The sequence below is a fragment of the Mycobacterium sp. genome, assembly GCF_052144515.1.
In the GTDB taxonomy this organism is placed as follows: Bacteria; Actinomycetota; Actinomycetes; order Mycobacteriales; family Mycobacteriaceae; genus Mycobacterium.
In genome coordinates, this window is sequence record NZ_JBKQQD010000330.1 from 1 (window position 1) to 23784 (window position 23784).

The following is a 23784-nucleotide window of genomic DNA, read 5'->3' on the forward strand; positions in this document are numbered from 1 at the left end:
CTTCAACCGGCTGCACCCCGAGCGAGCAAAGAAGCGGGCCATCTACCAACTCGAAGCCATGGGCTACCACGTCACCCTGACCCACGCCAGTTGATCACCGACGCCGGGGAAATCTTCGCGTCAGAGCACCATTCTTCATGAACGACCCACCCCCACAACGACTTTCCGTGAAAGCCCCGGGCTAACGCCTTGCCGATGATCGCCCCGAGTGCCCGAGACCGGTCCGACGCCTTCATTGCGTAGCCCGGGGTCGCGGAGGTAGTCAGCAGATCGCCCGCAACCACCTTGCCGAACGCTGCATCGACTTTGCAGAACACCTTTCCGACCAGCGCGATCGGCGATCGTGGCTTCTGCGACGGCACCCGCTGCAACACCACGGCCGGCTTGAGATCTCCAGCGCCGGCCACAACACTCGCTACCCGCGTGTCGTACGGGGCGTCGCTCACGCACAGGTTCCCGCTCTCGTTGATGATGAGCACAGTGCCCGGCTCAGCGTTGAGGGGCTCAGCTTCGACGTCGAAGTCCTCGGCTACATCCCCAGAGGAATTGAGCAGCACCATATCGCCGGTCACAAGAACGTCGCCGGCGAAATAGCCGGCGGGAGTGCCCTGCGCAAAAATCCCCGTGTTGTTCGAACTTGCCCACACCGCGAAACCGGATGGCGCCTGCGCCTGGCCACTGGCCCCGCTGGTGTTGATGGCTAAGACTCCGGCGTGGAGCGGCGATGCGCTGACCCCTTTCACGCCGTCAGACGCGTCGCTTCCGCCGAAGATTCCATAGCTATCTGCCGATAACCCGACGACTGCAGGGGTCAGATCGTATGTAACGGTGGGTTCCCCGCGAACGCCGAAGACGCCAACGCCGGTGTCGGCGTACCCGGCGACTGCTGTTCCTCCATCCTTGCCCTGCCCCCGCACTGCAGTGCCGTCGCTCTCGGCATAGAGCGCGGTTGCTGGATCGCCGTATTCGCCCGTCCCGTACGACTCTGCGCAGACAGCAGTGCCGCCACCGTCGGTCAACGTGATGGAGAACGCCCGCCAGCCCGGGATGGCAAGCTGGCCGGTGGAACCGCTCTGCACAAAGGGCAAGTTCAGGTTAGTCATGAGCCTTCCGTTCTGTAGCGGGATTCGGGCCGATTCGTTATCCGAAGAGCAGGCCGGCCGTGCGCCGTTGACACGAGTAGCGCAGTACCTGCTCTTGGCTGCGGCTGGCCGCATTGAGGGGCCGCTTTCGACGCGAGTGATTCGGCGCAGAGTTGCCACGACAGGTGCATCCGCCCACCCCAACAATCTGGATTGAATGGGCTGAGGTGATACGCCGGACGCCGTCCCCGCGGCCTCGGATTATCGAAAATTATCGCGCGCGTAACGTCGGGTTCTGATAAGCGGGCGCAGCACGCTGGAAAGGCTTAGCTCAATAGGGAGCGTGCACCGTCGGAATCGTTAGTTCGCGCAAAGAGTTTCCGCTCGGGCTGCCGCCGACGAATTATGGAGCCGGCGTTAACCCGTCGAGGCCTGTTCCTGGCGGAACACCACCATCACAACCTCCATGCTGCGCGCGCCGGCGGTGATGCGCACCGTGTTCGGGGAGGTCTGACGGAACACCACATCGGGTCGCCCCGCATCAGGGCGGGCGCGGCCCAACGTGATCACCGTGGAGGACAGCCCAGGTGACGGGGTGATCTGCGCGTGGTCGTTAACGATGATCGTCGGCACGAAGTCCAGGCGGCGCCCTGGCGCGGCGACGGCGATATTAGGTTGGGCCAGCGAATGCCAGCGGCGCGGGTCGCTGGTGTAGATAACGATCCGGTCGCCGCCCGCCGCAGCGCGGATCAGCAGTTGACGCATGTAGAACTCGGAGGTGTCCATGGTGATACGGGTGGCCCGTTGCGGATCCCCTTACGGGCGGCGACCGATGCCTTGCCCAGTCGCTTCGGCCGGGTTAGCGTCGCTGCGGTGGTGGCCCGAACCGCGGGCCGGTCGGAGGCCAGATGCCGGTCCGTTACCTGTCGGATCCCGAACTCGCCCGGCTGAGCAGCTGGCCCGACGAGATCGCTGTCCAGGACGCGGTCACCTATTTCACCCTCTCCACCGATGATCTGTCGTGGCTGACGGGTTTCAACCGCCAGCACAACCGCCTCGGCGTCGCCGTGCAACTGTCGACGCTGCCATGGCTGGGTTGGATTCCCGACGACCTGGCCGGTTGCCCGCCCATCGCGCTCGATCGTCTCGCGCAGGCTTTGGGTGTTGCGCCGGCTACCGCCTTGCCAACTTGGCCGTTGCCGCAGCGAGTGGGTCTGGATATGCGGCCAGGCACGCGGCGGCCAGTCGAAGGTGGACGTGATCAACGCGGTTCAGCGGCTCAACCCGACCCTGACCGATCTGGGCGCGGTGGACTTCGTGGCCAACTCGATGGCATCTACTGCCCGCAGTACGGGCACAGGTTCAACGACGGCGACTAGCAAGCCTGTCCGGCCGCCGGGGGTCCCTGGTTCAAGCGCGACGGTCGTAGGCCTGACCGAATAGGACCCGCGCAACTAGGGCACATCGCCGTTTCAGCGAACTGACATCGGCCGTGCGGCCTCTCGGGGTAAACCTCGGTTGAGGACTTGTCTTGCAGACGCTCGTGGCTGTACACCATGGTCATGATTGTTACTGCGACGGCACTCGGCGTCGGAACCCTCGGGCTGGGCATCGTCTCGTTCGTCACTGGCCAATTCCGGGGACGCGCCAAAGGCAAGCGCGAGGCGAAAGCGGCGGCAGACGCGGCGCGCGCGGCGGAGCTTGCTTTGAAAGCTCACCCGACGACGGATCAGCCCAGCTGGCTAGCAGATGGCGTGTATAGCTTCCGCGTCACCAACGTAGGGAAATCAGCGGCGACCCACCTGAGACCTTTACTGGTCGACGAAGACGGAAGGGTGTGGTCCGAGCCTCTGGACCCCATGTTGCTAAAGCCGAAGGAAAGTACCACGTTCACTGTCAGGGTGCTCGCGCCCAGCCCGCCGTTGTACCTGGACTACACCTGGCTCGACGATTCGAGCGGCTCGAAGCAGCTTCGAAGCCGGTCGAACATCGCCATGCCTACGAAACCCTAGTTGAGCGCGCGCCGACACATCGTTGACAGGTGAGTCGCATCAGATACCACCGACGCCGATACCTCCGTGCTGGAACCCACGTTCGCGAGCTGCCTCCACCGATCCGTAACAACTCGTTCGCCACAAACAACTCGTTCGCCACAAGCTACTCCCAGCGTCGCGAGTCGCCAGGTTCTTCTAGCGGGACCTTTTCGGCCTCTATGATTTCGGGCCGGTCAGGCACCTCCTCAGCAGTGCTTTCGATTACCGTCTCGACCAACGCCAAGTCCCCGACTACGCCGACGTTGTTTAGCACTTCACGCGCTTTTGCTTCTGCTTCTGCTGCTGTTTTGCCCGGCACCGTCACTGAAATGTTGCGCGCTGCGCCGCCGGCGCTGTCGTTGGCGACATCCAGGCTGTCGTCGAGTTTCTTCAGCTTCACCGGCAAGACGTTCGGGGCTTCCCTGCCCGGGTCTACGACGTACTGGAGGGTGACACGCCTTTGCATACTGAGAGGCTAGTGTTCGCGGTCGTAAGTTCGTCGGGGGTTTAGGTCCAGGCACTGGGGTCTTTCTGCGAGGTACAGGCTGCAGGCGGTGTCGAGGGCGTCTTCGGGTGAGCCGCCCATAAATCCGGTGGGCAGGAACGAGTCTTCGTAGTCGTCGTGGCTAGCCGCCGCGCGTGCTGTGGTTCACGCCGACCATCACAACTCGTCGCGGATCCATCACGGCGCCCCGTCGCAAGGCGTGGTGACGACCATGCCTCAGGTGATCGCCTCGACCGTCACCGTGCTGAGCTGAGTTGGGAACACCGAGTCGTGAAGGTGTCCGCGCGATGTCGCTACTGCGCACGGCGCGGGGTTGGTCGCCCGCGTTCAACGTGGCGTATTCCAGCGAATCCCTCCGGACACTTTCACAGGCACTCCGCAGGGCGCCAAGCGCTTTCAGCGCGTGGGCATCGAAACCGGCCACCGCGTCGGCGTCGGAGGATTGTCCCTGCCGGGTGTCGTGACGACGGTCGACGAACTGGTCTGCACGACGAGCCCTGAGCGTGCGTGACCAGCTGAGCGGAGGGCTCCGCCACGAAAGCGGGGGCGAGCCGGGCGGGGTGATGTCAAACTTAGCTGGCTTGGTGCGCACGGGTTTGCCGGATTCGCTCGATGCGCTCGGATCGGTGATGGGAAGCGGCGTGTCGCGGATTTTCTTAAGTCATTCCAGTCGGGATTCGCGTGCCGCGATCGCGTTGAAGCGGTGGCTGTCTGAGCAACGACCGGAGTTAGTCAACGAGATCTTCCTTGACATCGATCAAGAAACCGGCCTGCGGTTGGGAATGCACTGGGGAAGCCAGCTGGTGACCAGCAATTCTCGCTGTGAGTATCTGATCTGTCTGCTCTCGCAGGACTGGCTGGCGTCGCGGGAGTGTCAGGTGGAATACCGCACCGCCGAGGGGTTCGGCAAACGGATCGTGGTAGCGCGCCTGGACGACACCGGCGATGGCGACATCACTTCGCGCTGGCAGCGCTGTGACCTGTTCGCCGAGGGTGACCAGACCATGATCGAGGTCGCTGGTGGGCCGCCAGTGCGGTTTAACAGCGCGGCGCTGGATCAGGTCAAGAAAGCCATCGAGGGTGCCGGGGTCGGGCCGGAGAATTTCGTTTGGCCGCCCAGTGAGGACCCGCGGCGGGCACCATATCGCGGGTGGGAGCCGTTTGAGCCGAGCGATGCCGGGGTGTATTTCGGCCGCGACACAGCGATCGCGCAGGGGTTGGACGAGTTGCGTGGCATGCGGTTTCGGCTGCTGGCGCAGTTGTCGGGTCGGCGGTCGCTGTTTGTGGTGCTGGGCCCGTCTGGCAGCGGTAAGTCGTCCTTTCTCCGGGCCGGGCTGGTCCCGCGACTGCAGCGCGACGACCGGCGTTTTGTGATGCTGGGAATCTTGCGCCCGGAAGGCCACGCGCTGACCGGCGAAGACGGTTTGGCCGCCGCTATTCAGTGCGCCCGCGACGCCCTCGGGTTGTCCGGGGTCGCGCTAGGGGATATCAAGACCGCGTGCTGCACCGACCCCGAGCGGGTCTATGAGCTGTTGGTCGGGTTGCGGACGGCCGCGGCAACGCGGCTTGGCGCCGCCGGCCGGCGCGGTGAAGCGGCTCCCACAACCGGCGCTGGCGGCGTCGATCAGATACCCACCGGGCCTGCCGAAGACAAGGCGGAACAGGGCTCGGCGCCAACCCTGGTGCTGCCGCTGGATCAGGCCGAGGAGTTGTTCTCCGCTGACGCCGGCGAGCAGGGCGACCAGTTCTTGCGGCTGATCGCCGATGTGCTGGGGCGGATGAATGCCGTCGAGGTCGGGCTGATTGTGGCGGCCACGATTCGCACCGACCGCTACGAGGCGATGCAAAACCATCCGGCCCTCGATGGGCTGGGCACCGTATTGTTCGACCAGCTCAAGCCGATGCCGCCGGCCGAATTCCGGCAGGTGATCACGGGGCCGGCCGCCCGCACCGGCGATGCGGGCCATCGGCTGAGCATCGCCCCCGAGTTGCTCACCCGGCTGCTGGCCGATGCCGCGGGGGGCGCCGACACCTTGCCGTTGCTCGCCCTGACGTTGTCGCGGCTATACATCGATTACGCCAACACCGGTGCGATCACCCTGGCTAATTACGAGGCGATGGGCGGCATGCGCAACGTGGTGCAAACCGCCGTCGACGAGGTCCTCGCCATCGACCCCGACCGGCGCGTCGAGCAACTGCAGTCGTTGCGCGCGGCGTTTATTCCGTGGCTGGCCACCATCAACCCCGACAACGACGAAGCCATGCGCCGGGTCGGTCGCTATGCCGATCTGCCGGAGCCAAGCCGCGAGCTCATCGATGCGATGGTGGACAAGCGGCTGCTGGTGCGCGACGAACGCGACGGGCAGGTGGTCATCGAGGTGGCGCTGGAAAGTCTGTTGCGCCAATGGGATGACCTCGCGGGCTGGCTGCGCGAGGAAGCCCAGAATCTCAAAGCGGCCGATGAGATCGAACGCAACAGCACCGCCTGGGCGGCCAATCATCAAGACCCCGCCTGGCTGCTGACCGGAACCAGGCTCACCGATGCCGAAAGCCTTTACCGCACAGCGGGATTCAGTGCCCGACTCGCCGACGCCGGTGACTACCTCGACGCGAGCCGCCTCGCCGAGAACCAACGACTGGCCAGGGAAGAAGAACAACGACAAGCCGAACTACACCATGCCCAGGAACGCCAACAAACCGCCGAGGCCCACGCCAGCACGCTTCGCAGACGGTCGCGGATCCTGCAAGCCGTGCTCGCCGCCACCTTGATCATCACCGTCCTCGCTGTGGTCGCCCTCGGAATGGCCATCTCGTCGCGGCACCAGGCGCAGGCGCGGTTCACGGAGGCCACCGCGCTGCGGCTCGAAGCCGAAGCCGCCGCGATGCTCTCCGGCGACCGAGCCGGCAGCGACATACAAGCATTCCAGGAGCTGCTCGCCGCCCAGGCCATCACCGATAAGCCCGACAACGGCGTCGTTTTCGATGCCTTGGTGAAGCGCTACAGCACCGTCAAGATGATGAACACCGGAAGCTCTGTCGACTTCCTCGCCTACAGCCCCGATGGGCACCGCATCGCCACCACCAACCAGGGCGGCTTGCGGCTGTGGAACGCCGACACCGGCGAACAGATCGGCGACACACTCAAGGGAGTCAACGGGGTGGCTTTCAGTTCCGACGGGCACCGGGTTGCCGCCGCAGCTGCCGACGACAACTCCGTGCGGCTATGGAACCCGGACACCGGTCAACTCGTGCGGACGTTCACCGGACCCACCCGCACGGTGGTGCGGGTGGCTTTCAGCCCCGACGGTCACCGCATCGCCGGCGGCAGTCTCGACGGAACCGTCCGGGTGTGGAACACCGACACGGGCGCACCCGAACTGACGTTGAGCGGCCATCCGGGCGGGGTGCACGGCGTCGCGTTCAGCCCCGACGGGCATCACCTCGCCAGCGGCGGCGTGGACAACACCGTACGCATCTGGAACGCCGACACCGGCGCGAACGAGCACACCATCACCGGTCATACCAAGGCGATCGAGAGCGTCGCGTTCAGCCCCGACGGCGCCACCGTGGCGTCAGGCAGCGATGACGGCAGCCTCCGGCTGTGGGATACCGGGACCGGATCGCCGACGCAGCAGTTGAGCGACGGAGAGCCTATTTTCAGTGTGGCCTGGAACCCGCATCCCGGCGATCACGACGAACTCGCGACCGCCGACACCACCGGAAAGGTAAAGCTGTGGAGCCTCCTCGGGGGCGGCCACGACCCGCTTGAAACGTCAGTCCCGGGCCGATCCGCGACAATCCAGGACGTGGCGTTCGATGCCGACGGTGACCGCTTCGCCGCCGGCGGCCACGACGGGGTCATCCACATCTGGAGCCACGCCCTCGCCGCGCCGGTTGCCGACGACATCGGGGCGACGCACTCGGTGGCGTACTCCCCGGGCGGTCAGCTCATCGCCTCGGCCCGAGAAGACGGTGTGTTCGTGTGGGATTCGCAGACCGGCCACGCCATCAGCGTCGGCGCCCTGCCCGGGACCAGCGGCCCGATGGAGACTGTCGCGTTCGACCGCACCATCCCACTGCTGGCCGCCGGCGGCGCGGACGGAACGGTTGCGCTCTGGAGTACCGACACCCTGCGACCGCTCCGCAGCCTGTCGGGCGGCACCGGCAAAGTCAACAGCGTCGCGTTCAGCTCGGACGGGCACCTCGTCGGCGCGGGCGGCGACGACAAGATCGTGCGGCTGTGGGACCCGGAGACCGGCCGCCCCGACCGCACGTTGACCGACCCCATCGACGCCGTGTTGGCTATCGCATTCAGTCCCGCACAGCACCTCGTCGCTGCCGGCGGCGTCGACAAATCGCTGTACATCTGGGATACCGACACCGGGGCTTTACGGCGGAAGGTAACCACACCGGCTGCGATCCAGGCCCTGGCATTCAGTCCCGACGGACGCCGCATCGTCACCGGCGGCGCCGACAACGCGGTACGGGTGTGGGACACCGACAGCAGGCGGCCCGCGATGGACGCGATGATCGGACACTCCGGCGAAGTGATCAACGTCGCCTTTCGCCCCGACGGCCGGCTGATCGGCTCAGTCGGCCTCGAAGGCCAGGTGCGGCTGTGGGACGCGGCGACGGGCAAACCGTTCGGAAGCCCCATGGGGGGACAAGGGCAAACCATTGCCGACGTGGACGCCGTGAGTGCCGGCGACGCCGCGTTCCGACCCGACGGTCAGCAGCTCGTCGCCGGCGGCGCCCTCCTGTGGTTGTGGCCGGCGGCGGCCGACCCCGGCGACCTGTGCTCCAGACTGACCGCCAACCCCAGCCACACGCAGTGGAACCAGTGGGTATCGCCCGATATCGGCTACGTCAAGGTGTGCCGCGGGCTTCCCATCCCGAACTAGTGGCCGCGGTCTAAGTTCGTCGGGGGCTTAGGTCCAGGCGGTTGAGTCTGCGAGGTAGAGGCCGCAGGCGGTGTCGAGGGCGTCTTGCGGTGAGCCGCCCATGAATCCGTTGGGCAGGAACGAGTCTTCGTAGTCGTCGTGGCTGGCTCGGTAGATCGCAAAGCCCCATTCTCGTGCCGAGCCGGCGTAGCGCAGCCGGCACAGCCGGAGCACCTCGCCGTCGGGCAGGACGCCGTCGACGTAGGCGAAGCCTGCGCGATAGCGCGTGTGTATCTGGCTCAACTGCGGCCAACGTTCGCGGGAGCGATCGATCAGCCGGTGATGCAAGGAGGCTTTGGTCGAGTCCGGGATCTTCGGCATCTGCCTATCGTGACCCATTCGCCGGACGCGGCTAGGGTGGCCACGGCGTGTCGCGGCCGCGATGCGACCGGGCCCGGAGGACAACGGATGGATGGCTATGAGCAGTCCGTTCATCATCGCCCTGAGCACCCTGGACGAGTCCGTTCTCCACGCCCGAGCCCGGTCGTCGAAGTCGGCGCATCGCGACGTTATCCGCGCGCGGATCGTGCTCGCTGCGGCCGACGGCGCCACGAACACCGAGATCGCCGCCGAGGTGGGTGTGCATGTCGACACCGTCCGCAAGTGGCGTCGCCGGTTCGTCGCCGCTGGCCTGCCCGGGCTCGACGACCTGCCTCGCAGCGGGCGGCGTCGTGTGTTCACGCCGGTGCAGGTGGCCGAGGTCAAGGCGCTGGCGTGCACCCTGCCCGCCGAGACCGGTCAGCCGTTGTCGCGGTGGTCGAGCGCTGATCTGGCCACCGAGGCGATCACCCGCGGGCTCGCCGAAACGATCTCGCCGGCCACCGTGCGCCGATGGCTGACCGCCGATGCGATCAAGCCCTGGCAGCACCGGTCCTGGATCTTCCCCCGTGAACCGGACTTCGAGACCAAGGCCGCCCGGGTACTCGACCTGTATGCCCGGCGGTGGCAGGGGAACCCACTGGGTCCCGACGACTACGTGATCAGTGCCGATGAGAAATCCCAGCTGCAGGCCCTGCAGCGACGCCACCGGGGACGACGGCCTCGACCCGGGCGAATCCGACGCGTCGAGTTCGAGTACCGGCGCGGCGGTACCCTGGCCTACTTCGCCGCCTACGACGTCCACCGCGCCCATGTGCTCGGGCAGATCGCCCCCAAGACCGGCATCGAGCCGTTCACCGACCTGGTCGCCGAAGTGATGACCACCGTCTAATGGTTTGCCGTGAATCGGCGCTACGTAAGGATATTTACGCGGGACGCTCAGTAAAACACCAGGTCAAACGGTATTAGTAGGACGTTTCTCGCTTTCATACTTCTTGGTCATATGCTCGACGGCCTGATTCTGCGACTGCGCGAGGCCTTCGCGCGCCTCGCTGGCGCGCGCGGCGGCATCCAGCGTCGGCTGTGCCTGACCCTGAAAATGCGGCATCACTTCGGCGGCGAACAATTCGGCTGACCGTTTGGTCGCCGCCGGATTGGCCCACTCGTGGCCCATCTGCAGCATGCAGCCGAACCCGCCGGATTGATCCCACATCCGCTGCACCTGTGCCCGTGCCTGTTCCGGTGTGCCGATTACACCCGCGCCGTTCTCGTTGATGACGTCGATCATCTCGTGGATCTGCTCGCCCGGCATGGTCATCTGCGGGAACGCGGCCACCTTCTGGAAGTACCGGAACCACGGCTCGAGGCCGAATTTCACGTCCTCGCGGGCTTGCTCGTCGGTTTCGGCGATATGGAACGGTCCGACCAGGCTCCAGTTCTTGCGATCGACCTTGGTGCCGAACGTCGCGGCGCGTTCTTCGACGATGTCCCAGTGATATTGCAGCGCATTGAAGCCCTCGATGCTCAGCGTCGCCCCGATGGACAGCAGGCCGATGCCGTGCTTGCCGGCCAGCCGCGCACCCGTCGGCGAGGCGACCGCAGCCACCGCCAGCGGGACACCTCCGTCGGAGTAGGGGGCGAGCTGCAGCTTGGCGTCGTGTAGCTCGTGCGTGGGGGTTTTGGCGCTGACGGTCTCCCCCGCCAGCAGCCGGACCACGATGTCGAGGTTGGTTTCCAGCAGCTCACGGGTGTCCGTGGGGGTCAGCCCGATCATCGAAGAGTCGCTGGGCAGCGAGCCCGGCCCCACCCCGCCGATCACACGCCCGTGGGTGAGGTGATCCAGCATCATCAACCGGTCGGCGACCCACAGCGGGTTGTGGTAGGCGAGCGAGATGACCCCGGTGCACAGCTTGATCCACTTGGTCCGCTCCGCGGCGGCGGCGATGAAAATCTCCGGCGAGGCGATCAGCTCGCTGCCGGCCGAGTGATGTTCGCCGATCCACGCTTCGTCGAAGCCGAGCGCGTCGAGGTGCTGGACGAATTCCAGATCGCGCTGCAGGGCGAGCGTCGGGTTGGTCCCCGCGCGGTGAAACGGCGCGATGAAATATCCAAACCTGAGCTTCGCCATTGAAGGTCCCCTTGCAGTCGAGTTTCCCGAACCATAACCCCAATTCGGTGCCCGACCCTAGGCCGCGTCAGAGCTCGCCTCAGTTCTACCGCTGTAGCTACCTCTTTGAGCCTGCGCAAACGGGGCTCGAATCAAGATGAGAAGCCAAGAGCAACCCAAAATGACTCGACCTAGTGTTCTGGGGCTCAGCAGTCGAGGCCGGCAACGCAGCCGGTGAGGGTGGCGTAGTGGACACCGGGAGCTGCATTGGCGGGTGCTGCCGCAGCGCGAGGCGCAGGGTGAGTCGTCGTCGGGGTGTTGCCCATTGAGCTGACGCCGACGCCGCCGAATCCTACCGCCAAAGCCAGCGCGGCCGCACCAGCGAACATCGCGATCTTCTTTGTTCCAGTCATCGGACTCTCCTGTCATCTCAAGAGTGTTGTCGATAACTAAACCATACACCTATGCAACTGTTTCTAATGGGAGATGTGACCATGTTTTCGCTGCGCAGCGGTGGGTCGCACACACACCACTATCGTGGTGCGCCTTCGTATGGAGCAGCGTCTTCTAGCGCCGCGGGCAGACGAGCCGGCCGTTTAGCTCTCCTTGGTGATCAACTTCCGCAACGCCACACGATCGGGCGTCAGCAGCTCCTGGATGCGCGCGCGGTTCACCTCGGCGACGATGATCTCGCCCACCTCCTGGTAGACCTCGCTGAAGATGCCGTGGGATTTCATCTTCGAGGTCTGATACTGGTTGTCCTCGGTCGGTGTCACGTAGATCACCGCGTCGGCTTTGAAGCGGTGCACCAGCCACAGGTGGATCAACGTCATTAGCCGTTTCTGGCGTAGCTTCTCGGCGAAGGTGTTCTGGTCGCGCACCTGAAGGATGCTGCGGCCGTGCCGATCCTTGATGGGGTCGACGATGACGTTGGCCAGCTGCTCGTCGCCGTTGCCGTAGATCCCGAGTTCGAGCACGTCCGAGCCGGCGCGCCGGGGCCGCAGTTGCACGCGGAGTTTCTCGCCCAGGTGGTAGTGGTCGCTCCACAGCGCCAGCCATTCCTCGAGCAGCTTCTTCGGCACCTCGGTCTGCACCAGATGCTGAAGTTGGGTGGAGCCCTTGCCCATGGCCTTGGTGGTCGCCGTGCGTCCGGAGGAGGCGGCCAGCGCGGCGTCGCTGCGCGGCCCGCCGACCAGGGTTTGCGGTGTGCGGTAAGGAGATTCGACCAGACGCATCTTGCGCTGCAACCGGGCCAGCGCCAGCATGCCGTCCTGCTGCAGCGAGGTGGCGAACTCCTCGGCGGCGACGCCGTCGATCTGGTGTCCGCCGTAGGTGATGAAGTTGAAGACGAAACCCATCTTGCCGAGTTCCTCGGGGAAGCGCTTCATCTCCTCGTCGGTCATGCCGGTGGTGTCCCAGTTGAACGACGGTGACAGGTTATAGGCCAGCATCTGGTCCGGGAACTCGGCGTGGATGGCCTCGGCGAACTCTCGGGCGTCGGCGAGGTCCGCTGTCTTCGTCTCCATCCAGAGGATGTCGGCGAACGGCGCAGCCGCGAGGGACTTGGCGATCGCATACGGTATGCCGCCGCGGATCTGGTAGTAGCCTTCCGGGCTCCTCGCCAGCTCGGGGTCCCAGGGCGGGTCGGCGCCCAGCTCCCTGGCCTTCTCCCGGGCTGTGTAATGCGACGTCCGGGCGGCGAACTGCCGCCACTCCTCGGGGCTCATGCTCGCCGGCTCGTCGTCGCTCTCGCTGAACGCGAGTACCTCCGCCACGGCGTCGCTGTAGGTCATCAGGCCGGCGTCGTCCTCCCAGGCGGCCACGAACCGCGACTCGACCTGGTCGAAGAGGTCGTCGATGGACTTATGCCCGTTGTCTCGCCAGGCGTTGACGGCGTCGGAGACCAGGCCCAGGATGCCTTGGCGCTCAAGCCACGCGTTGGCGAACGCGTATTCGTTGTCGGAAAGAGCGTAGAGAAGGTGACCGTTCAGCTCCTCGACGCCCAGCTCGTGGAAGCGCCGCACAATTGCCAGGAAACATCCCTTGTAGGAAGGAATGTCCAGGTTGGTGGCGCCGAGCAGGAACGCCTGGTCGCGTTCGTCGGAGCGGCTGTCGATCAGGTTGGCCGCCTCGGCATCGGTGCGCGCGACGATGATGCCGGGCACCCGCATGATGTCGAGTTGGAAGCGGGCAGCGTTGAGGCGCTTGATCTGTTCGTCCGAAGGCACCAAAACCTTGCCGCCTTGGTGGCCACACTTCTTCGTACCCGGGCGCTGATCCTCGATGTGGTAACCGGGCACGCCGACCTCGACGAAGCGGCGGATCAGGTTGCGCACGTGTGGATCTCCGCCGTGGCCGGTGTCGGCGTCGGCGATGATGAACGGCCGGTAGTCATATTGCGTTGCCGTCGCGCGCTGCCGCTCGCTCATGTGCAGGCGCAGGTACTCCTGGTTGCGGTCGGCGGTGAGCAGAGCGCGCACCAGTACCGCGGCGTCGTCGGGAACCTGGCTCAGCGGGTAGCTGGCCAGGTCGGGTCCGGGGTCTTCGGTGGTGGAGCCTTTCGCCGAGGTCGCCCAGCCGCCGAGGTAGATCGCCTCGATGCCCATCCGCTTCATGCTCACGGCCTGACCCGGTGAGTACGGCCCGAATGTCGTGATGCTCTTTTTCGCGGCGAAGAGTTCGCGCAGGCGGGGGTAGAAAGCGGCCGCCGCCTCTCGGGCCACGGTGTAGTCGGTGGGGATCGTGCCCCGCTGCTCTGCTACTTGGCGGGCGGTGTAGAGGCGAATGATGCCGTCAAAGCGCGAGCTGTCGAAGTATCGCTGCGTGGCGGCGACATCCTGCTCGAACGGTGTATGGACCTCGGTGTCGGTGTCGATGATGGCCATGTCCTTACGCTCCTCTTTAGCCCCGATTCCACTAACGGAATGAAGTGTATCCCCAATGCTGTGAGTTGAATCACTCGCCAACAGCGCGCTAGTCGGATCTGTTCCCTCGGGGTGGCTTAAGCCTGAAATAGCATGGCGCCGAACACGATAGCCATTTCAGGAGCCATTTCGGGAGCCATTTCGGCAGCCTTGGACGGCGCCGTGCGATCGCTCAGCAGCGAGCCTGCGATCGCCCTCAACGGGTTTCGCGGCCTGTGCGTTCCCTCAACCAGGCCCGTTGGCGGCGAACGAACTCGGCGTCGACGACGCTCCCGTGACCCGGGACATAGATGGCGTCCGGTCCCCCGATGGCGAGCACCCGATCAAGCGTGGCCGGCCAGGCCTGCAGATCCGAATCGGCGTCGATACACGGGTCGGCGGACTCCTCGACAAGATCACCGGTAAAGACCACGACCGGACCGTCCTCGCCGTCTGGGGCAGTCGCCACCACAACCAGGTCTCCCGTGGTGTGACCGCGGCCCGGGCGGGCGATCGTTACGCTGCGACCTCCGAGATCGATGACGGCGTCGGAGATCCCGTGCTGCGGGGGCTTCAAGGCCGCGATCGCGCGGTCGACCTCAGCGGCGTCGGCGCCGTAGCTCAGCGCGTCGTCGCGAAGGTGGCCGGTTGCCGACGACAGGTATTCGACAACCTCGGGTGCGCAGAATACCTCCGCTCCGGTGAACTGCGAGGAACCCAGGATGTGGTCAAAGTGCTTGTGCGTCAACACAACATGCGTCACCTCGCGCCCTGCGATTTCTCGGACGTCGGCGTCGATGGCGGCCGCTTCGACGAGGGTGGTCCCGGTGTCGACGAGCAGGGCTCCGCTGCCGCCCTGCACCAGCCCGATCGTGACGTCGCAGAACGGCAGTCGGCAGCGACGCACGCTGCCGGTCAGCCGCTCCCAGTCGTAATACACACACAGGAAGCTAGCCGCACTGTTCTGGTGTGTCAGTACGATTCGCTCATGTGTCGGAGATTGTTGACATGTCGGGTTTGTCCGACATAAATTGGCGGTTGTGACCGCGTCCGACCGCGCCTGCGATCGCATTTGCAACGTCTTCGCGGCGCTGGCCAACCCGGTGCGACGGCAATTGCTCGAGATTCTCACCGGCCAGCCACTTTCCGCCGGGGAACTCAGCGACCGGTTCGAGCTCAGCCGCCCGGCCGTCGCTGAGCACCTCAAGGTGCTGCGCGACGTCGGGCTGGTCGCCGACGAGGCGCAGGGCCGCCGGCGCATCTACCGCCTGACCGCGGAACCGCTGGCCGAGCTGGGTGAGTGGTTGCATCCGTTCGAGAAATTCTGGCGCGCGGGATTGGCCGCACTCGCCGAGTCAGCAGAGGAGCTGGAATGACCGAGACGATCCGCGTGGACCAATTCGTCGCGGCCCCGCCGGAGACAGTGTGGCGACTGCTGACCGAGCCGGAGCTCCTGCGACTCTGGTGGGCTGAAGGTGAGGTGGCCCTCAACTGGTGGGTGGTTGGTCACCAATTCGCCCTCGATATGCCCGGCTATGGCAAGCAACCCTGCAAGGTGCTCGAGGTGGATCCACCCCACCGCTTCGTCTACACCTTCACCCCGGCGTGGACGCTGACCTGGCGGCTCGAGGCGGAAGGCACTGGAACGCGGGTGTTCTTGGAGCACAGCGGCTTTGACCTGGACGACAAACGGATGGCCGACGCGTTCAGACGCATGGAACCCGGGTGGCGCGACGTCGTTCTCCCCCGCCTTGCGGAAGTCAGGAGTTAGACGATGCGCGCAATCGTCATCACCAAGCACGGCGACCCATCGGTCTTGCAGGTGCAGCAGCGGCCGGACCCGCCCCCGCCCGGCCCGGGCCAGCTGCAGATTGCGGTACGCGCGGCGGGGGTGAATTTCGCCGACCACCTCGCCCGGGTCGGCCTGTATCCGGACGCGCCGAAGCTGCCCGCGGTGGTGGGCTACGAAGTGGCCGGGACCGTCGAGGCCGTCGGCGACGGTGTCGATCCGAACCGACTCGGCGAGCGAGTATTGGCCGGTACCCGATTCGGTGGCTACGCCGAAATCGTCAACGTGTCGGCCAGCGACTCGGTTGCGCTCCCCGACGCGGTGAGCTTCGAACAGGGCGCCGCGGTCCCGGTCAACTACGCGACCGCATGGGCGGCCCTGCACGGCTACGGGTCGCTGCGCGCCGGCGAGCGGGTGCTGATTCATGCGGCGGCTGGGGGCGTCGGCATCGCGGCCCTCCAATTCGCCAAGGCCGCCGGGGCCGAAGTGCACGGCACCGCGTCGCCCGGAAAGCACCAGAAGCTGGCCGAGCTGGGTGTGGACCGCGCGATCGACTACCGCCGCGACGGCTGGTGGAAAGGCCTCGGCAAGTATGACCTCGTGCTCGATGCACTCGGCGGTACGTCGCTGCGGCGGTCCTACGGCCTGCTGCGACCCGGCGGAAGGCTTGTCGGCTATGGGGTTTCGAACCTGCAGCAGGGTGAGAAACGATCGCTGCGCACGGCGGCGCCACAGGCATTGGCGATGCTGCGCGGATTCAATCTGCTCGACCAACTCTCGGAGTCGAAGGCTGTCATTGGCCTGAACATGCTGCGGCTGTGGGACGATCGCGGCACCCTCGAGCCCTGGATAACTCCGCTGAAAAAGGCCCTCGACCACGGCACCGTCTCCCCGATCGTTCATGCCGCCGTTCCCTTCGCCGAAGCGCCGGAGGCGCACCGGATTCTGGCGGCGCGGGAGAACATCGGCAAGGTCGTACTGGTGCCCTGAGCGGTATACCCGTGTGGCAATGTTTCCGGCATGGCCGTCACCGATACCCGTGAAGTCGTCATCGAGGCGACGCCCGACGAGATCATGGACGTGTTATTCGACGTTGAATCATTGCCCGAGTGGTCCTCGGCCCATCGAAAGGTGGACGTCCTGGAACGGGACGATCAGGGCCACCCGAGCAAATCTCGGCAGGTCGTCAAAGTCGTGGGCGTCAGCGATGAGCAGGTGCTGGCCTACACGGTTCACGACGACGGGATCAGTTGGACGCTGGTAAGCGCCAAACAGCAACGCGCGCAGCAGGCCCGGTACACGCTGACACCTGAGGGCGATGCCACCCGGGTCCGCTTTGAGCTGATGGTCGACCTAACCGTCCCGGTCCCCGGATTCCTGATCAAGAAAGGGACCCAGGGTCTGATGGACACGGCCACCAAGGGCTTGCGGAAGCGAGTGCTCGAGGTCAGGAAGGGCGGCAAGTAGTCGCCCTTTATTCTCAAGCCGCGTTCAGCGACACTTTTCCTATGAAATCGGCAGCGAGCACACTCCACCGAAGCACATTGGCTGCCGCGGGACTGGCACTCGCGGCGGCGCTGGCCGGCTACGGCGGCAGTGGCGAGAGTGGTACGGTGCCACTCGCGCCGAAAGTGGTGCCTGTTGGCCGGACGATCCCGGCAGCGCCCGGCGGGCCGCTGACGATCGCGAGTCCGGCTTTCGCCAGCGGGGCGTCCATACCCGTGCAATACACCTGCAAGGGGGCCAACATCGCGCCACCGTTGACGTGGTCGGCGCCGGTGGGGGCGGCACTCGTTGTCGATGACCCGGACGCTCCAGCCGGACCGTATGTGCACTGGATCGTGACCGGAATCGCTCCCGGTCCCGGGAGCACCGCGGACGGTCAGACTCCCGCTGGGGGAATGAGTTTGCCGAACTCGGCCGGTCAGGCCGGGTACTCCGGGCCCTGCCCGCCGGCGGGCACCGGGATACACCACTACCGCTTCACCCTCTACCAGATTCCCGCCACGTTCCAGCTCCCCGGCGGAGCGGCCGGACCGCAAGCGGCGCAGGCGATCACACAGGCCGCAACCGGACAGGCCCAGCTTGTCGGAACTTTCGGGGCGTGACGGGCTACCGGTCGTCAAGCACCTGGTAGCCGGCGTTGTACCCGGGAATGAATGTGATGCCCGGGCCGCCGTGGCATCCTGCCCCGCCGAGGTAGAGGCCGTCGATCGGAATCGGCATGTCCAGGAAGCCTTTGGGCCCGGGGCGATTTGGCCCCATCAGATCCGGGTGCAGCAGGCCGTGGCAGAAGTCGCCGGCGGGTGCGCCGAACATGGTGTTCATGTGATACGGCGCGAACGTGATGTGGCGGATCACGATGTCCTTGAAGTTCGGGGCGAACCTGGTGATCTTGTCGATAACACGTTGTGCCATCTCGTTTTTGAGGTGCCCATGCTGGTCTCGGCCGACTTCGACGGGGAAGGCGTAGGCGAACGCGCTCGCGGCGTGCTTACCGGGCGGCGCCATGCTGGGATCGTGCACCGATGGGATCTGCATGCCCATCGACGGATTGTCCGGAACAAGCCCCTGCCGGCAGATCTCCCATTGCCGTTGTTGCTCCTCGGGTGAGCCGAAGATACCGACCGACTGTTGCATGCCCTCCTCGTTCAACAGCTCATAGGGCGGAGCGAATTCGGGCAGTCCGTCCAGCGCGAAGTGGATCTGCACAAAAGAGGCGCGATGATCCCGGCCTGAGAGACGCGAGACCAGTTCCGCCGGAACGTGTTCGGGCGCGATGAGCTCGGTGAGGGTCACGTCCGGCGACAGGTTGGACACGACGACCGGCGCGGCGATCGTCGAGCCGTCGCGCAGCCGAACACCGGTCACTGCCCCATTTTCGACCAGAATCTGCTCGACCTTGGTGCGGAATTTGATTTCACCGCCGTGGGAAATGAAGAGCTCGCGCAGGTGTTCGGTGAGTGCGCCGATCCCGCCCTTGAGCTTGGTCATCATCGCGGTGCTGTCGTCGGGCACCGCAAGCGCGAACGCCAAACAGGTGGCGCTGCCGGGCGTATAGGGTCCGCGATAGGTGGAGTTGACGGCCAGAAAAGCCAGCATGCCGCGCATGACGGCGTGCTTGTCCTTATCGGGCAGGTATCTGTCGATCACGTCCATCGCCGACCCGAACAGCATTTCGTGAATCGCGCGGCGTTCGGCCTCGTCGGCCGCGCAAGCGTACATTTCGTCGAGGGTTTTGGGGGGCCGGCGAACATCGAAGCGGCCGAGCGCCTTTGCCGGCCCCTGGCTCCAGCCGATCAGCTCGGCCATGCCGGTGACGGCCTCGAAGCCGTGCTTCTCGCCGAGGTGCGTCATCAGCTGCATCGGGTCGCGATAGAAGACCATCGGCTCTTCGCCGTTTTCGCCGATGTTGGTCGACATTACGTCCGGCTCCACTTCGGGCAGCGTGTCGAGCCCGAGATCCTTGGTGATCTGGCTGGGCATGGGGAACTTGACCGAGCCCGCGATCTCGTAGCAGAAGCCGTCGATCAATTCGACCGTCGCCGCCATTCCCCCTGCGTAGGTGTTGGCCTCCAGGCACACGGTGCGCAGGCCTGCGCGTTGCAGAATCGCCGCGGCGGTCAGCCCGTTGTGCCCGGCTCCCACGACGATCGCGTCATAGTCCGTCATCCTCTGGCCCTCCTTGAGCGCTGTTCGGGTGACAGAATATGTCAGTACTGACATAATTGGAAGATGTCATCGATGAACCGTCACGAGCTGCGCCGCCGATCGACGCATGAGGCGCTTCGCCAGGCTGCCTTGAAAAGCTTCGCCCGCAAAGGGTTTGCGAACGTGACGGTGACGGAGCTGGCCGCCGAAGCCGGAGTCACCGAACGCACCTTCTTCCGACACTTCCCCACCAAGGAAGCGGTGCTCTTCCAGGACTACGAGACACAGCTGGAGTGGCTTGCCGAAGCCCTTGCGCAGCGTCCGGCCTCGGAGCCCCTGTTCGATGCGGTCCTGGCAAGCGTTGCGGCCTTCCCGCACGACCTTGAAGTGGTCCGCCAGGCCGCGACCGCCCGCGCGGAGTTGATCAGCGCCGACCGTATCGCGAGCCATCTGCGGGTGGTGCAGTCGTCGTTCGCCGACGTGCTGACCGAGTTCGTCAGAAACCGCAACCCGGACATGCCGAACATCGAACTGGCCGCCGAGGTCGCGGGCTCAGCTCTGGCGGCGGCCCTTGTTGTGGCAGTTGAGAATTGGGGCCGCAACGGCTGCGTCGGCGACCTCGGCGAGCTCGTGGCCGCAAGTCTCGATCTGGTGCGCTCCGGTTTGGCGGCGCTAGCCTGATCAGCCCCGGTCGCCGGTGGCCAGGCGAATCAGCCCGTCGCGCAACACTTTGTCAGGCTTTCCGGCGGCAAGTTCAAGCAGGGCGATTTCGGCGACGGCTGCGACGAGCAGTGCGGCGATCGGCTCCGGTTGCGACCATCCGAGCGCGACTAGATCGGGCAACAACAGGGTGGCCGCGGTCTCGTTGCGGGCCGCAACCAGATCGCTGAGCCCGGCCTCCGTACGTGACTGCACGAGCAGCGCTTTGGTGGCGGCATCGGCCAAGCACCCGTCGAGGTAGACCTTCATCCCTGTCGCGAGCCGATCGCGCCCGGGCGGCAGGTCGGCCATGGCGGCGACGATCGATTCCTCGAGCTGGTCGTGAAATCGGACGTGCAGCGCCCGCACGTAGTCGGTCCGGCTGGGCCAGTGCTGATAGAAGCTGCCCTTCGCCATGCCCGCCTCGGCGACGATCGCGTTGACGGAGATCCTGGCGAGGTCGGAGGTGCTTAACAGGCGCTGTCCCGCGTCCAGCAGCGCGTTACGGCCAGGCTCAGGCGGTCTCACGGGACCCTCACCCGGCCCGCGAGCTTGCGCCGGCTGCGTCGCGCCAGCATCTCGCCGTACTGCTCGCACACATGGATCACCCCGGTCAGTTGATAAGTGATCCATCCCTTGTGTGTCGACGGGAGGTTGTTCTCGAACAGCCGGTGGCCGATGATCTGCATGGCCCATCCTCCAATGAACATCGTGGCGCCCACTTTTGGCTTGGCAAACAGTAGCGGCATGCCGGTCGCGATGATCGGCGTTCCGATGAGATGGGTCGCCCGTACCCCTTTCGACGTGTGTTGCGTGCGGTAGTAGGCCATCTTGTCCGCAAACGGCGCGTCCGGTGGCGGGGCTGGTGGCATCGCGATTTCCTCCTTGTCGACGCGTTCCCTTCGTTGTAGCGTACGAGATGACCGACCAGTCGGTCAACCCACGGAAGGGGACCCTATGACAACCATCCAAACTCGGGCGGGCCGAGTCGCGTATCGCGAATCAGGCAGTGGGCCAACGGTTTTGTTGCTTCATGCGACCCTGCACGACCGGCGCGACTTCGACCCGATCGTCGAGACGCTGGCCCGGCGCTACCGCACGATCGCGGTGGACTGGCCTGGGCACGGAGATTCGGATCCTGTTGACGCCGGCATGGAGCCCAGTGCGCCGCTGTTCGCGGACGTGCTCGAAGACGTCGTCGACGGCCTGGGTTTGTCGCGGGCGGCATTGATCGGCAACTCGGTCGGTGGTTTCGCGGCCGCACGGCTGGCGATCAACCGTCCCGACTGTGTCGCGGGTTTGATCCTGGTCAACACCGGCGGCTTCGTTCCGCTGAATCCACTGTCCCGCACGTTCTGCCGGGTGATGGGCACGCCTGCGGTGTGGCGAACCGCTCCCCTGTTCGTCCGCGGCTATATGAAAGCCAAGAGCGACAACGACCGTGAGATTGTCGAGCGCGCGATCGCCAGGGCAAGGACCGACGACGGCGTCCGGACCGCCACCGCGCTGTGGCGAAGCTTCGCCACCCCCGAGCACGACCTGCGCAGCCGTGCTGACGGGCTGTCGGCGCCCACGCTCATCGTCTGGGGTAAGCGCGACATCGCGATACCGCTGAGCTCCGGACGCATTGCCCACGACGTCATCCGTGATTCCCGGCTGGAGATCCTCGACACCGGACACGTGGTTTTCTCGTCGGACCCGCAGGGGTTTCTCGCCGTCGCGCAGCCCTTCCTGGAATCGGTGGCACTGCGGCGATGATCGCCCAGTCACAACTGCCACAGCGGTCTCTGCGCCGGGAGACACCCAATTTGCCCGCCTCCGAGCGACAGCAGTTGTCGCTGATAGGCGGGCACAAAGAGCACTGCGGCCGACAGAGGCCAATGGGGCGCGTGTGACACATGTCGGGCTGGTGTTGCCGGATTAGCATGAGCCAGCATGACGACACAGACCGAAGGCGATCGGCACTATCCACAATTGATTCCCCGCCGCCTACTGCGAAGCGGACAGGTTCACCATCCGGCCGTCCTGGATGAGGCCAGGAGACGAAGCGAGGATCTTCAGCTACGCCTGGCCGACCGGATAACGGCGTTCGCCGGGTCGATGAACTTCGTCTGGATTCACGCGGCGTTGTTTGCCTTGTGGATGATCGTCCTGGAGCGCAACCCCTGGCCGACGTTGACCCTGGTGGTGTCGCTCGAGACGTCTTCCTGTCGACCTTCGTGATGATCGGCCAGAACCGTCAGTCGGCTTTCCAGCAGGCCAGGGCCGACCATGACTTCGAAACCCAGGAGCTGGAGCTGAAGACCAACACCGAACTCACTCGCCAAATCCACGTGCTGACAGGCCGCCTCGCGACCGCTACCAGCTGGTGCACACCCATCCGGCCCACGAGATCGTGGCGTTGGATACGGGGCTGGGCATCGACCGCTCGTCTCGACTGGTGGTCGTGCACGTGGTGAGCCGGCGACGCACCCGCGAAATGAAGGAAAAGTTCTATGAACTGCTCGCGTCCAATCTCGTCGACCGGTGCGGCCTCGACTCGGCCGATCTGATCGTCTCGATCACCGAAAACAGCGATGAGGACTGGTCTTTCGCTCACGGCCGGGCGCAGTTCCTCACCGGCGAGCTGAAGTGAATAAGGAGCCGAACATGTCACTGCATACCCGTCTCACCGAATTCTTCGGAATTGAACACCCCATCCTGCTTGCCCCGATGGCCGAGGCGTCCGGCGGCCGGCTCGCCGCGGCCGTGACGGCGGCCGGCGGCCTGGGCCTCATCGGCGGGGGCTACGGCGACGCGGAATGGCTGCGGCGCCAATTCGACGAGGCACAGGGAGCACGGGTCGGCGTCGGGTTCATCACCTGGAGCCTGGCCCGAAATCCCGAGCTGCTCGACATCGCCCTGGCGCGGCGACCCGCGACCGTCATGTTGTCATTCGGCGACCCAAAGGAATTCGTCGACCATGTCCACCGTGCGAACGTTCCGCTTACCGTCCAGGTGCAGACGCTCGCGCAGGCGCGCCGTGCCGTCGAAGTCGGCGCCGATATCATCGTGGCGCAGGGCGGCGAGGCGGGCGGGCACGGAATGAGTGCTCGCACAACGTTTACGCTCGTGCCCGACATTGTCGACCTGGTCGCCGAAAGCTCGCCCACAACGCTGGTGGTGGCCGCCGGCGGTGTCGCCGACGGTCGCGGACTGGCGGCGGCGCTGGCGCTGGGCGCCGACGGCGTCCTCGTCGGCACCCGGTTGTGGGCCAGCCCGGAGGCGCTTGTGTCGCCACAAGCCCAGCAGCGAGCCGTCGACGCGTCCGGAGATGAAACCGTCCGCACCCGGGTCTACGACATTGTGCGACAACGGGAGTGGCCGGAAAAATACGACGCGCGACTGGTGGTCAACCCGTTGATCGAGGCATGGCACGGCAACGAGTCGGAACTGCTGGCGCGCTTACCGGAAACCGTGAGCACCTTCGAAAAGGCGGTCGCGGCACAGGACTTCGACGTCGTGACCCCGCTGGTTGGCGAGGCGATATCGCTCATTCACGACGTTCGTCCCGCCGCCGACATCGTGCGCGAAATGGCCGACCTCGCAGCTGTGCAAGCCGCGCGAATCCTCAACCGGGCGCAGGCGCCGCTAGACGGTATGGGGGGCTGGGGCCTCCGCTCACATGTGAACGTGGGTTGCCGACAGGGTGGTCCTGGCCGGTAGAGCCACAAGATGTGGGAGGCCCCAGTGAGGAATTATCGTACGAGCGTCGGGT

25 protein-coding genes are annotated in these 23784 nt (G+C 65.5%); 14 read left to right on the top strand and 11 right to left on the bottom strand.

Annotated elements, in window-relative coordinates:
• Window positions 1-71 precede the first annotated feature (71 nt).
• On the bottom strand, window positions 72-1103 hold the full coding sequence (locus ACLP9N_RS21965; RefSeq protein WP_442409374.1) for a hypothetical protein: 1032 nt from the start codon (window positions 1101-1103) through the stop codon (window positions 72-74).
• Between the two features lie 396 nt (window positions 1104-1499).
• Window positions 1500-1868, bottom strand: coding sequence for a hypothetical protein (locus ACLP9N_RS21970; RefSeq protein ID WP_442409375.1), 369 nt, complete (start codon window positions 1866-1868; stop codon window positions 1500-1502).
• 122 nt (window positions 1869-1990) lie between these two features.
• Between ACLP9N_RS21970 and ACLP9N_RS21975 the strand changes: the two genes are divergently transcribed.
• Together ACLP9N_RS21975 and ACLP9N_RS21980 are read left to right on the top strand one after the other, a co-directional pair.
• Window positions 1991-2461 (top strand): DUF4158 domain-containing protein, encoded by a 471-nt coding sequence (locus ACLP9N_RS21975; protein WP_442409376.1) that lies wholly within the window; start codon window positions 1991-1993, stop codon window positions 2459-2461.
• Between the two features lie 177 nt (window positions 2462-2638).
• Window positions 2639-3094: a hypothetical protein gene (locus ACLP9N_RS21980; protein WP_442409377.1), complete on the top strand. Its 456-nt coding sequence runs from the start codon at window positions 2639-2641 to the stop codon at window positions 3092-3094.
• 145 nt (window positions 3095-3239) lie between these two features.
• On the opposite strand, the gene ACLP9N_RS21985 is transcribed toward ACLP9N_RS21980, so the two are convergent.
• A complete protein-coding gene (locus ACLP9N_RS21985; protein ID WP_442409378.1) occupies window positions 3240-3521 on the bottom strand; it encodes a hypothetical protein in 282 nt (93 codons plus the stop codon).
• A gap of 602 nt (window positions 3522-4123) precedes the next feature.
• Here ACLP9N_RS21985 and ACLP9N_RS21990 point away from each other — a divergent pair.
• Window positions 4124-8521, top strand: a complete 4398-nt coding sequence (locus ACLP9N_RS21990; RefSeq protein WP_442409379.1) for an nSTAND1 domain-containing NTPase — start codon at window positions 4124-4126, stop codon at window positions 8519-8521.
• A gap of 27 nt (window positions 8522-8548) precedes the next feature.
• Here ACLP9N_RS21990 and ACLP9N_RS21995 read toward each other — a convergent pair whose 3' ends face one another.
• Window positions 8549-8881, bottom strand: coding sequence for a hypothetical protein (locus ACLP9N_RS21995; protein WP_442409380.1), 333 nt, complete (start codon window positions 8879-8881; stop codon window positions 8549-8551).
• Between the two features lie 97 nt (window positions 8882-8978).
• Here ACLP9N_RS21995 and ACLP9N_RS22000 point away from each other — a divergent pair, with 97 nt between their 5' ends.
• Window positions 8979-9770, top strand: coding sequence for an IS630 family transposase (locus tag ACLP9N_RS22000; protein WP_442409381.1), 792 nt, complete (start codon window positions 8979-8981; stop codon window positions 9768-9770).
• A 63-nt stretch (window positions 9771-9833) separates the two neighbouring features.
• Here ACLP9N_RS22000 and ACLP9N_RS22005 read toward each other — a convergent pair whose 3' ends face one another.
• From ACLP9N_RS22005 to ACLP9N_RS22020, 4 genes are all read right to left on the bottom strand, one after another.
• On the bottom strand, window positions 9834-11006 hold the full coding sequence (locus ACLP9N_RS22005) for an LLM class flavin-dependent oxidoreductase (protein WP_442409382.1): 1173 nt from the start codon (window positions 11004-11006) through the stop codon (window positions 9834-9836).
• A 185-nt stretch (window positions 11007-11191) separates the two neighbouring features.
• Window positions 11192-11398 (bottom strand): hypothetical protein, encoded by a 207-nt coding sequence (locus ACLP9N_RS22010; protein ID WP_442409383.1) that lies wholly within the window; start codon window positions 11396-11398, stop codon window positions 11192-11194.
• Window positions 11399-11581: 183 nt separating this feature from the next.
• Window positions 11582-13870: an isocitrate lyase ICL2 gene (gene aceA / locus ACLP9N_RS22015; RefSeq protein WP_442409384.1), complete on the bottom strand. Its 2289-nt coding sequence runs from the start codon at window positions 13868-13870 to the stop codon at window positions 11582-11584.
• 235 nt (window positions 13871-14105) lie between these two features.
• On the bottom strand, window positions 14106-14828 hold the full coding sequence (locus tag ACLP9N_RS22020) for an MBL fold metallo-hydrolase (protein ID WP_442409385.1): 723 nt from the start codon (window positions 14826-14828) through the stop codon (window positions 14106-14108).
• 91 nt (window positions 14829-14919) lie between these two features.
• On the opposite strand from ACLP9N_RS22020, the gene ACLP9N_RS22025 reads away from it, so the two are divergent.
• The 5 genes from ACLP9N_RS22025 to ACLP9N_RS22045 are packed head-to-tail and all read left to right on the top strand — an operon-like array spanning window position 14920 to window position 17785.
• Window positions 14920-15264 (top strand): ArsR/SmtB family transcription factor, encoded by a 345-nt coding sequence (locus ACLP9N_RS22025; protein ID WP_442409386.1) that lies wholly within the window; start codon window positions 14920-14922, stop codon window positions 15262-15264.
• Complete coding sequence (locus tag ACLP9N_RS22030) at window positions 15261-15659, top strand: SRPBCC family protein (protein ID WP_442409387.1); 399 nt, start codon at window positions 15261-15263, stop codon at window positions 15657-15659. Before ACLP9N_RS22025 ends, ACLP9N_RS22030 begins: the two co-directional genes overlap by 4 nt.
• Before the next feature lie 3 nt (window positions 15660-15662).
• Window positions 15663-16667, top strand: a complete 1005-nt coding sequence (locus tag ACLP9N_RS22035; protein ID WP_442409388.1) for a zinc-binding dehydrogenase — start codon at window positions 15663-15665, stop codon at window positions 16665-16667.
• 30 nt (window positions 16668-16697) lie between these two features.
• Window positions 16698-17144 carry an SRPBCC family protein gene (locus tag ACLP9N_RS22040; protein ID WP_442409389.1) on the top strand — a complete coding sequence of 149 codons (447 nt, stop codon included), beginning with the start codon at window positions 16698-16700 and terminating at the stop codon, window positions 17142-17144.
• Between the two features lie 41 nt (window positions 17145-17185).
• Window positions 17186-17785, top strand: coding sequence for a YbhB/YbcL family Raf kinase inhibitor-like protein (locus tag ACLP9N_RS22045; protein WP_442409390.1), 600 nt, complete (start codon window positions 17186-17188; stop codon window positions 17783-17785).
• A gap of 4 nt (window positions 17786-17789) precedes the next feature.
• Here the strand turns inward: ACLP9N_RS22045 and ACLP9N_RS22050 are convergent, their stop codons facing one another.
• Complete coding sequence (locus ACLP9N_RS22050) at window positions 17790-19349, bottom strand: phytoene desaturase family protein (RefSeq protein ID WP_442409391.1); 1560 nt, start codon at window positions 19347-19349, stop codon at window positions 17790-17792.
• Window positions 19350-19412: 63 nt separating this feature from the next.
• On the opposite strand from ACLP9N_RS22050, the gene ACLP9N_RS22055 reads away from it, so the two are divergent.
• Window positions 19413-20009, top strand: a complete 597-nt coding sequence (locus ACLP9N_RS22055) for a TetR/AcrR family transcriptional regulator (RefSeq protein ID WP_442409392.1) — start codon at window positions 19413-19415, stop codon at window positions 20007-20009.
• Here the strand turns inward: ACLP9N_RS22055 and ACLP9N_RS22060 are convergent, their stop codons facing one another.
• Together ACLP9N_RS22060 and ACLP9N_RS22065 are read right to left on the bottom strand one after the other, a co-directional pair.
• Window positions 20010-20555, bottom strand: a complete 546-nt coding sequence (locus tag ACLP9N_RS22060; RefSeq protein WP_442409393.1) for a TetR/AcrR family transcriptional regulator — start codon at window positions 20553-20555, stop codon at window positions 20010-20012. It abuts the gene before it with no gap.
• Entirely contained in the window at window positions 20552-20899 is a 348-nt protein-coding gene (locus tag ACLP9N_RS22065) for a DUF962 domain-containing protein (RefSeq protein WP_442409394.1), read from the bottom strand. Before ACLP9N_RS22065 ends, ACLP9N_RS22060 begins: the two co-directional genes overlap by 4 nt.
• Window positions 20900-20984: 85 nt before the next feature.
• Between ACLP9N_RS22065 and ACLP9N_RS22070 the strand changes: the two genes are divergently transcribed.
• From ACLP9N_RS22070 to ACLP9N_RS22085, 4 genes are all read left to right on the top strand, one after another.
• Window positions 20985-21785 (top strand): alpha/beta fold hydrolase, encoded by an 801-nt coding sequence (locus ACLP9N_RS22070; protein WP_442409395.1) that lies wholly within the window; start codon window positions 20985-20987, stop codon window positions 21783-21785.
• Window positions 21786-21962: 177 nt separating this feature from the next.
• The gene (locus tag ACLP9N_RS22075; RefSeq protein WP_442409396.1) at window positions 21963-22250 is read left to right on the top strand and encodes a hypothetical protein; all 288 of its coding nucleotides are present in this window, start codon (window positions 21963-21965) and stop codon (window positions 22248-22250) included.
• Between the two features lie 142 nt (window positions 22251-22392).
• Window positions 22393-22662, top strand: a complete 270-nt coding sequence (locus ACLP9N_RS22080) for a tautomerase family protein (RefSeq protein ID WP_442409398.1) — start codon at window positions 22393-22395, stop codon at window positions 22660-22662.
• A 14-nt stretch (window positions 22663-22676) separates the two neighbouring features.
• A complete protein-coding gene (locus ACLP9N_RS22085; RefSeq protein WP_442409397.1) occupies window positions 22677-23732 on the top strand; it encodes an NAD(P)H-dependent flavin oxidoreductase in 1056 nt (351 codons plus the stop codon).
• The last annotated feature ends 52 nt before the right edge of the window (window positions 23733-23784 follow it).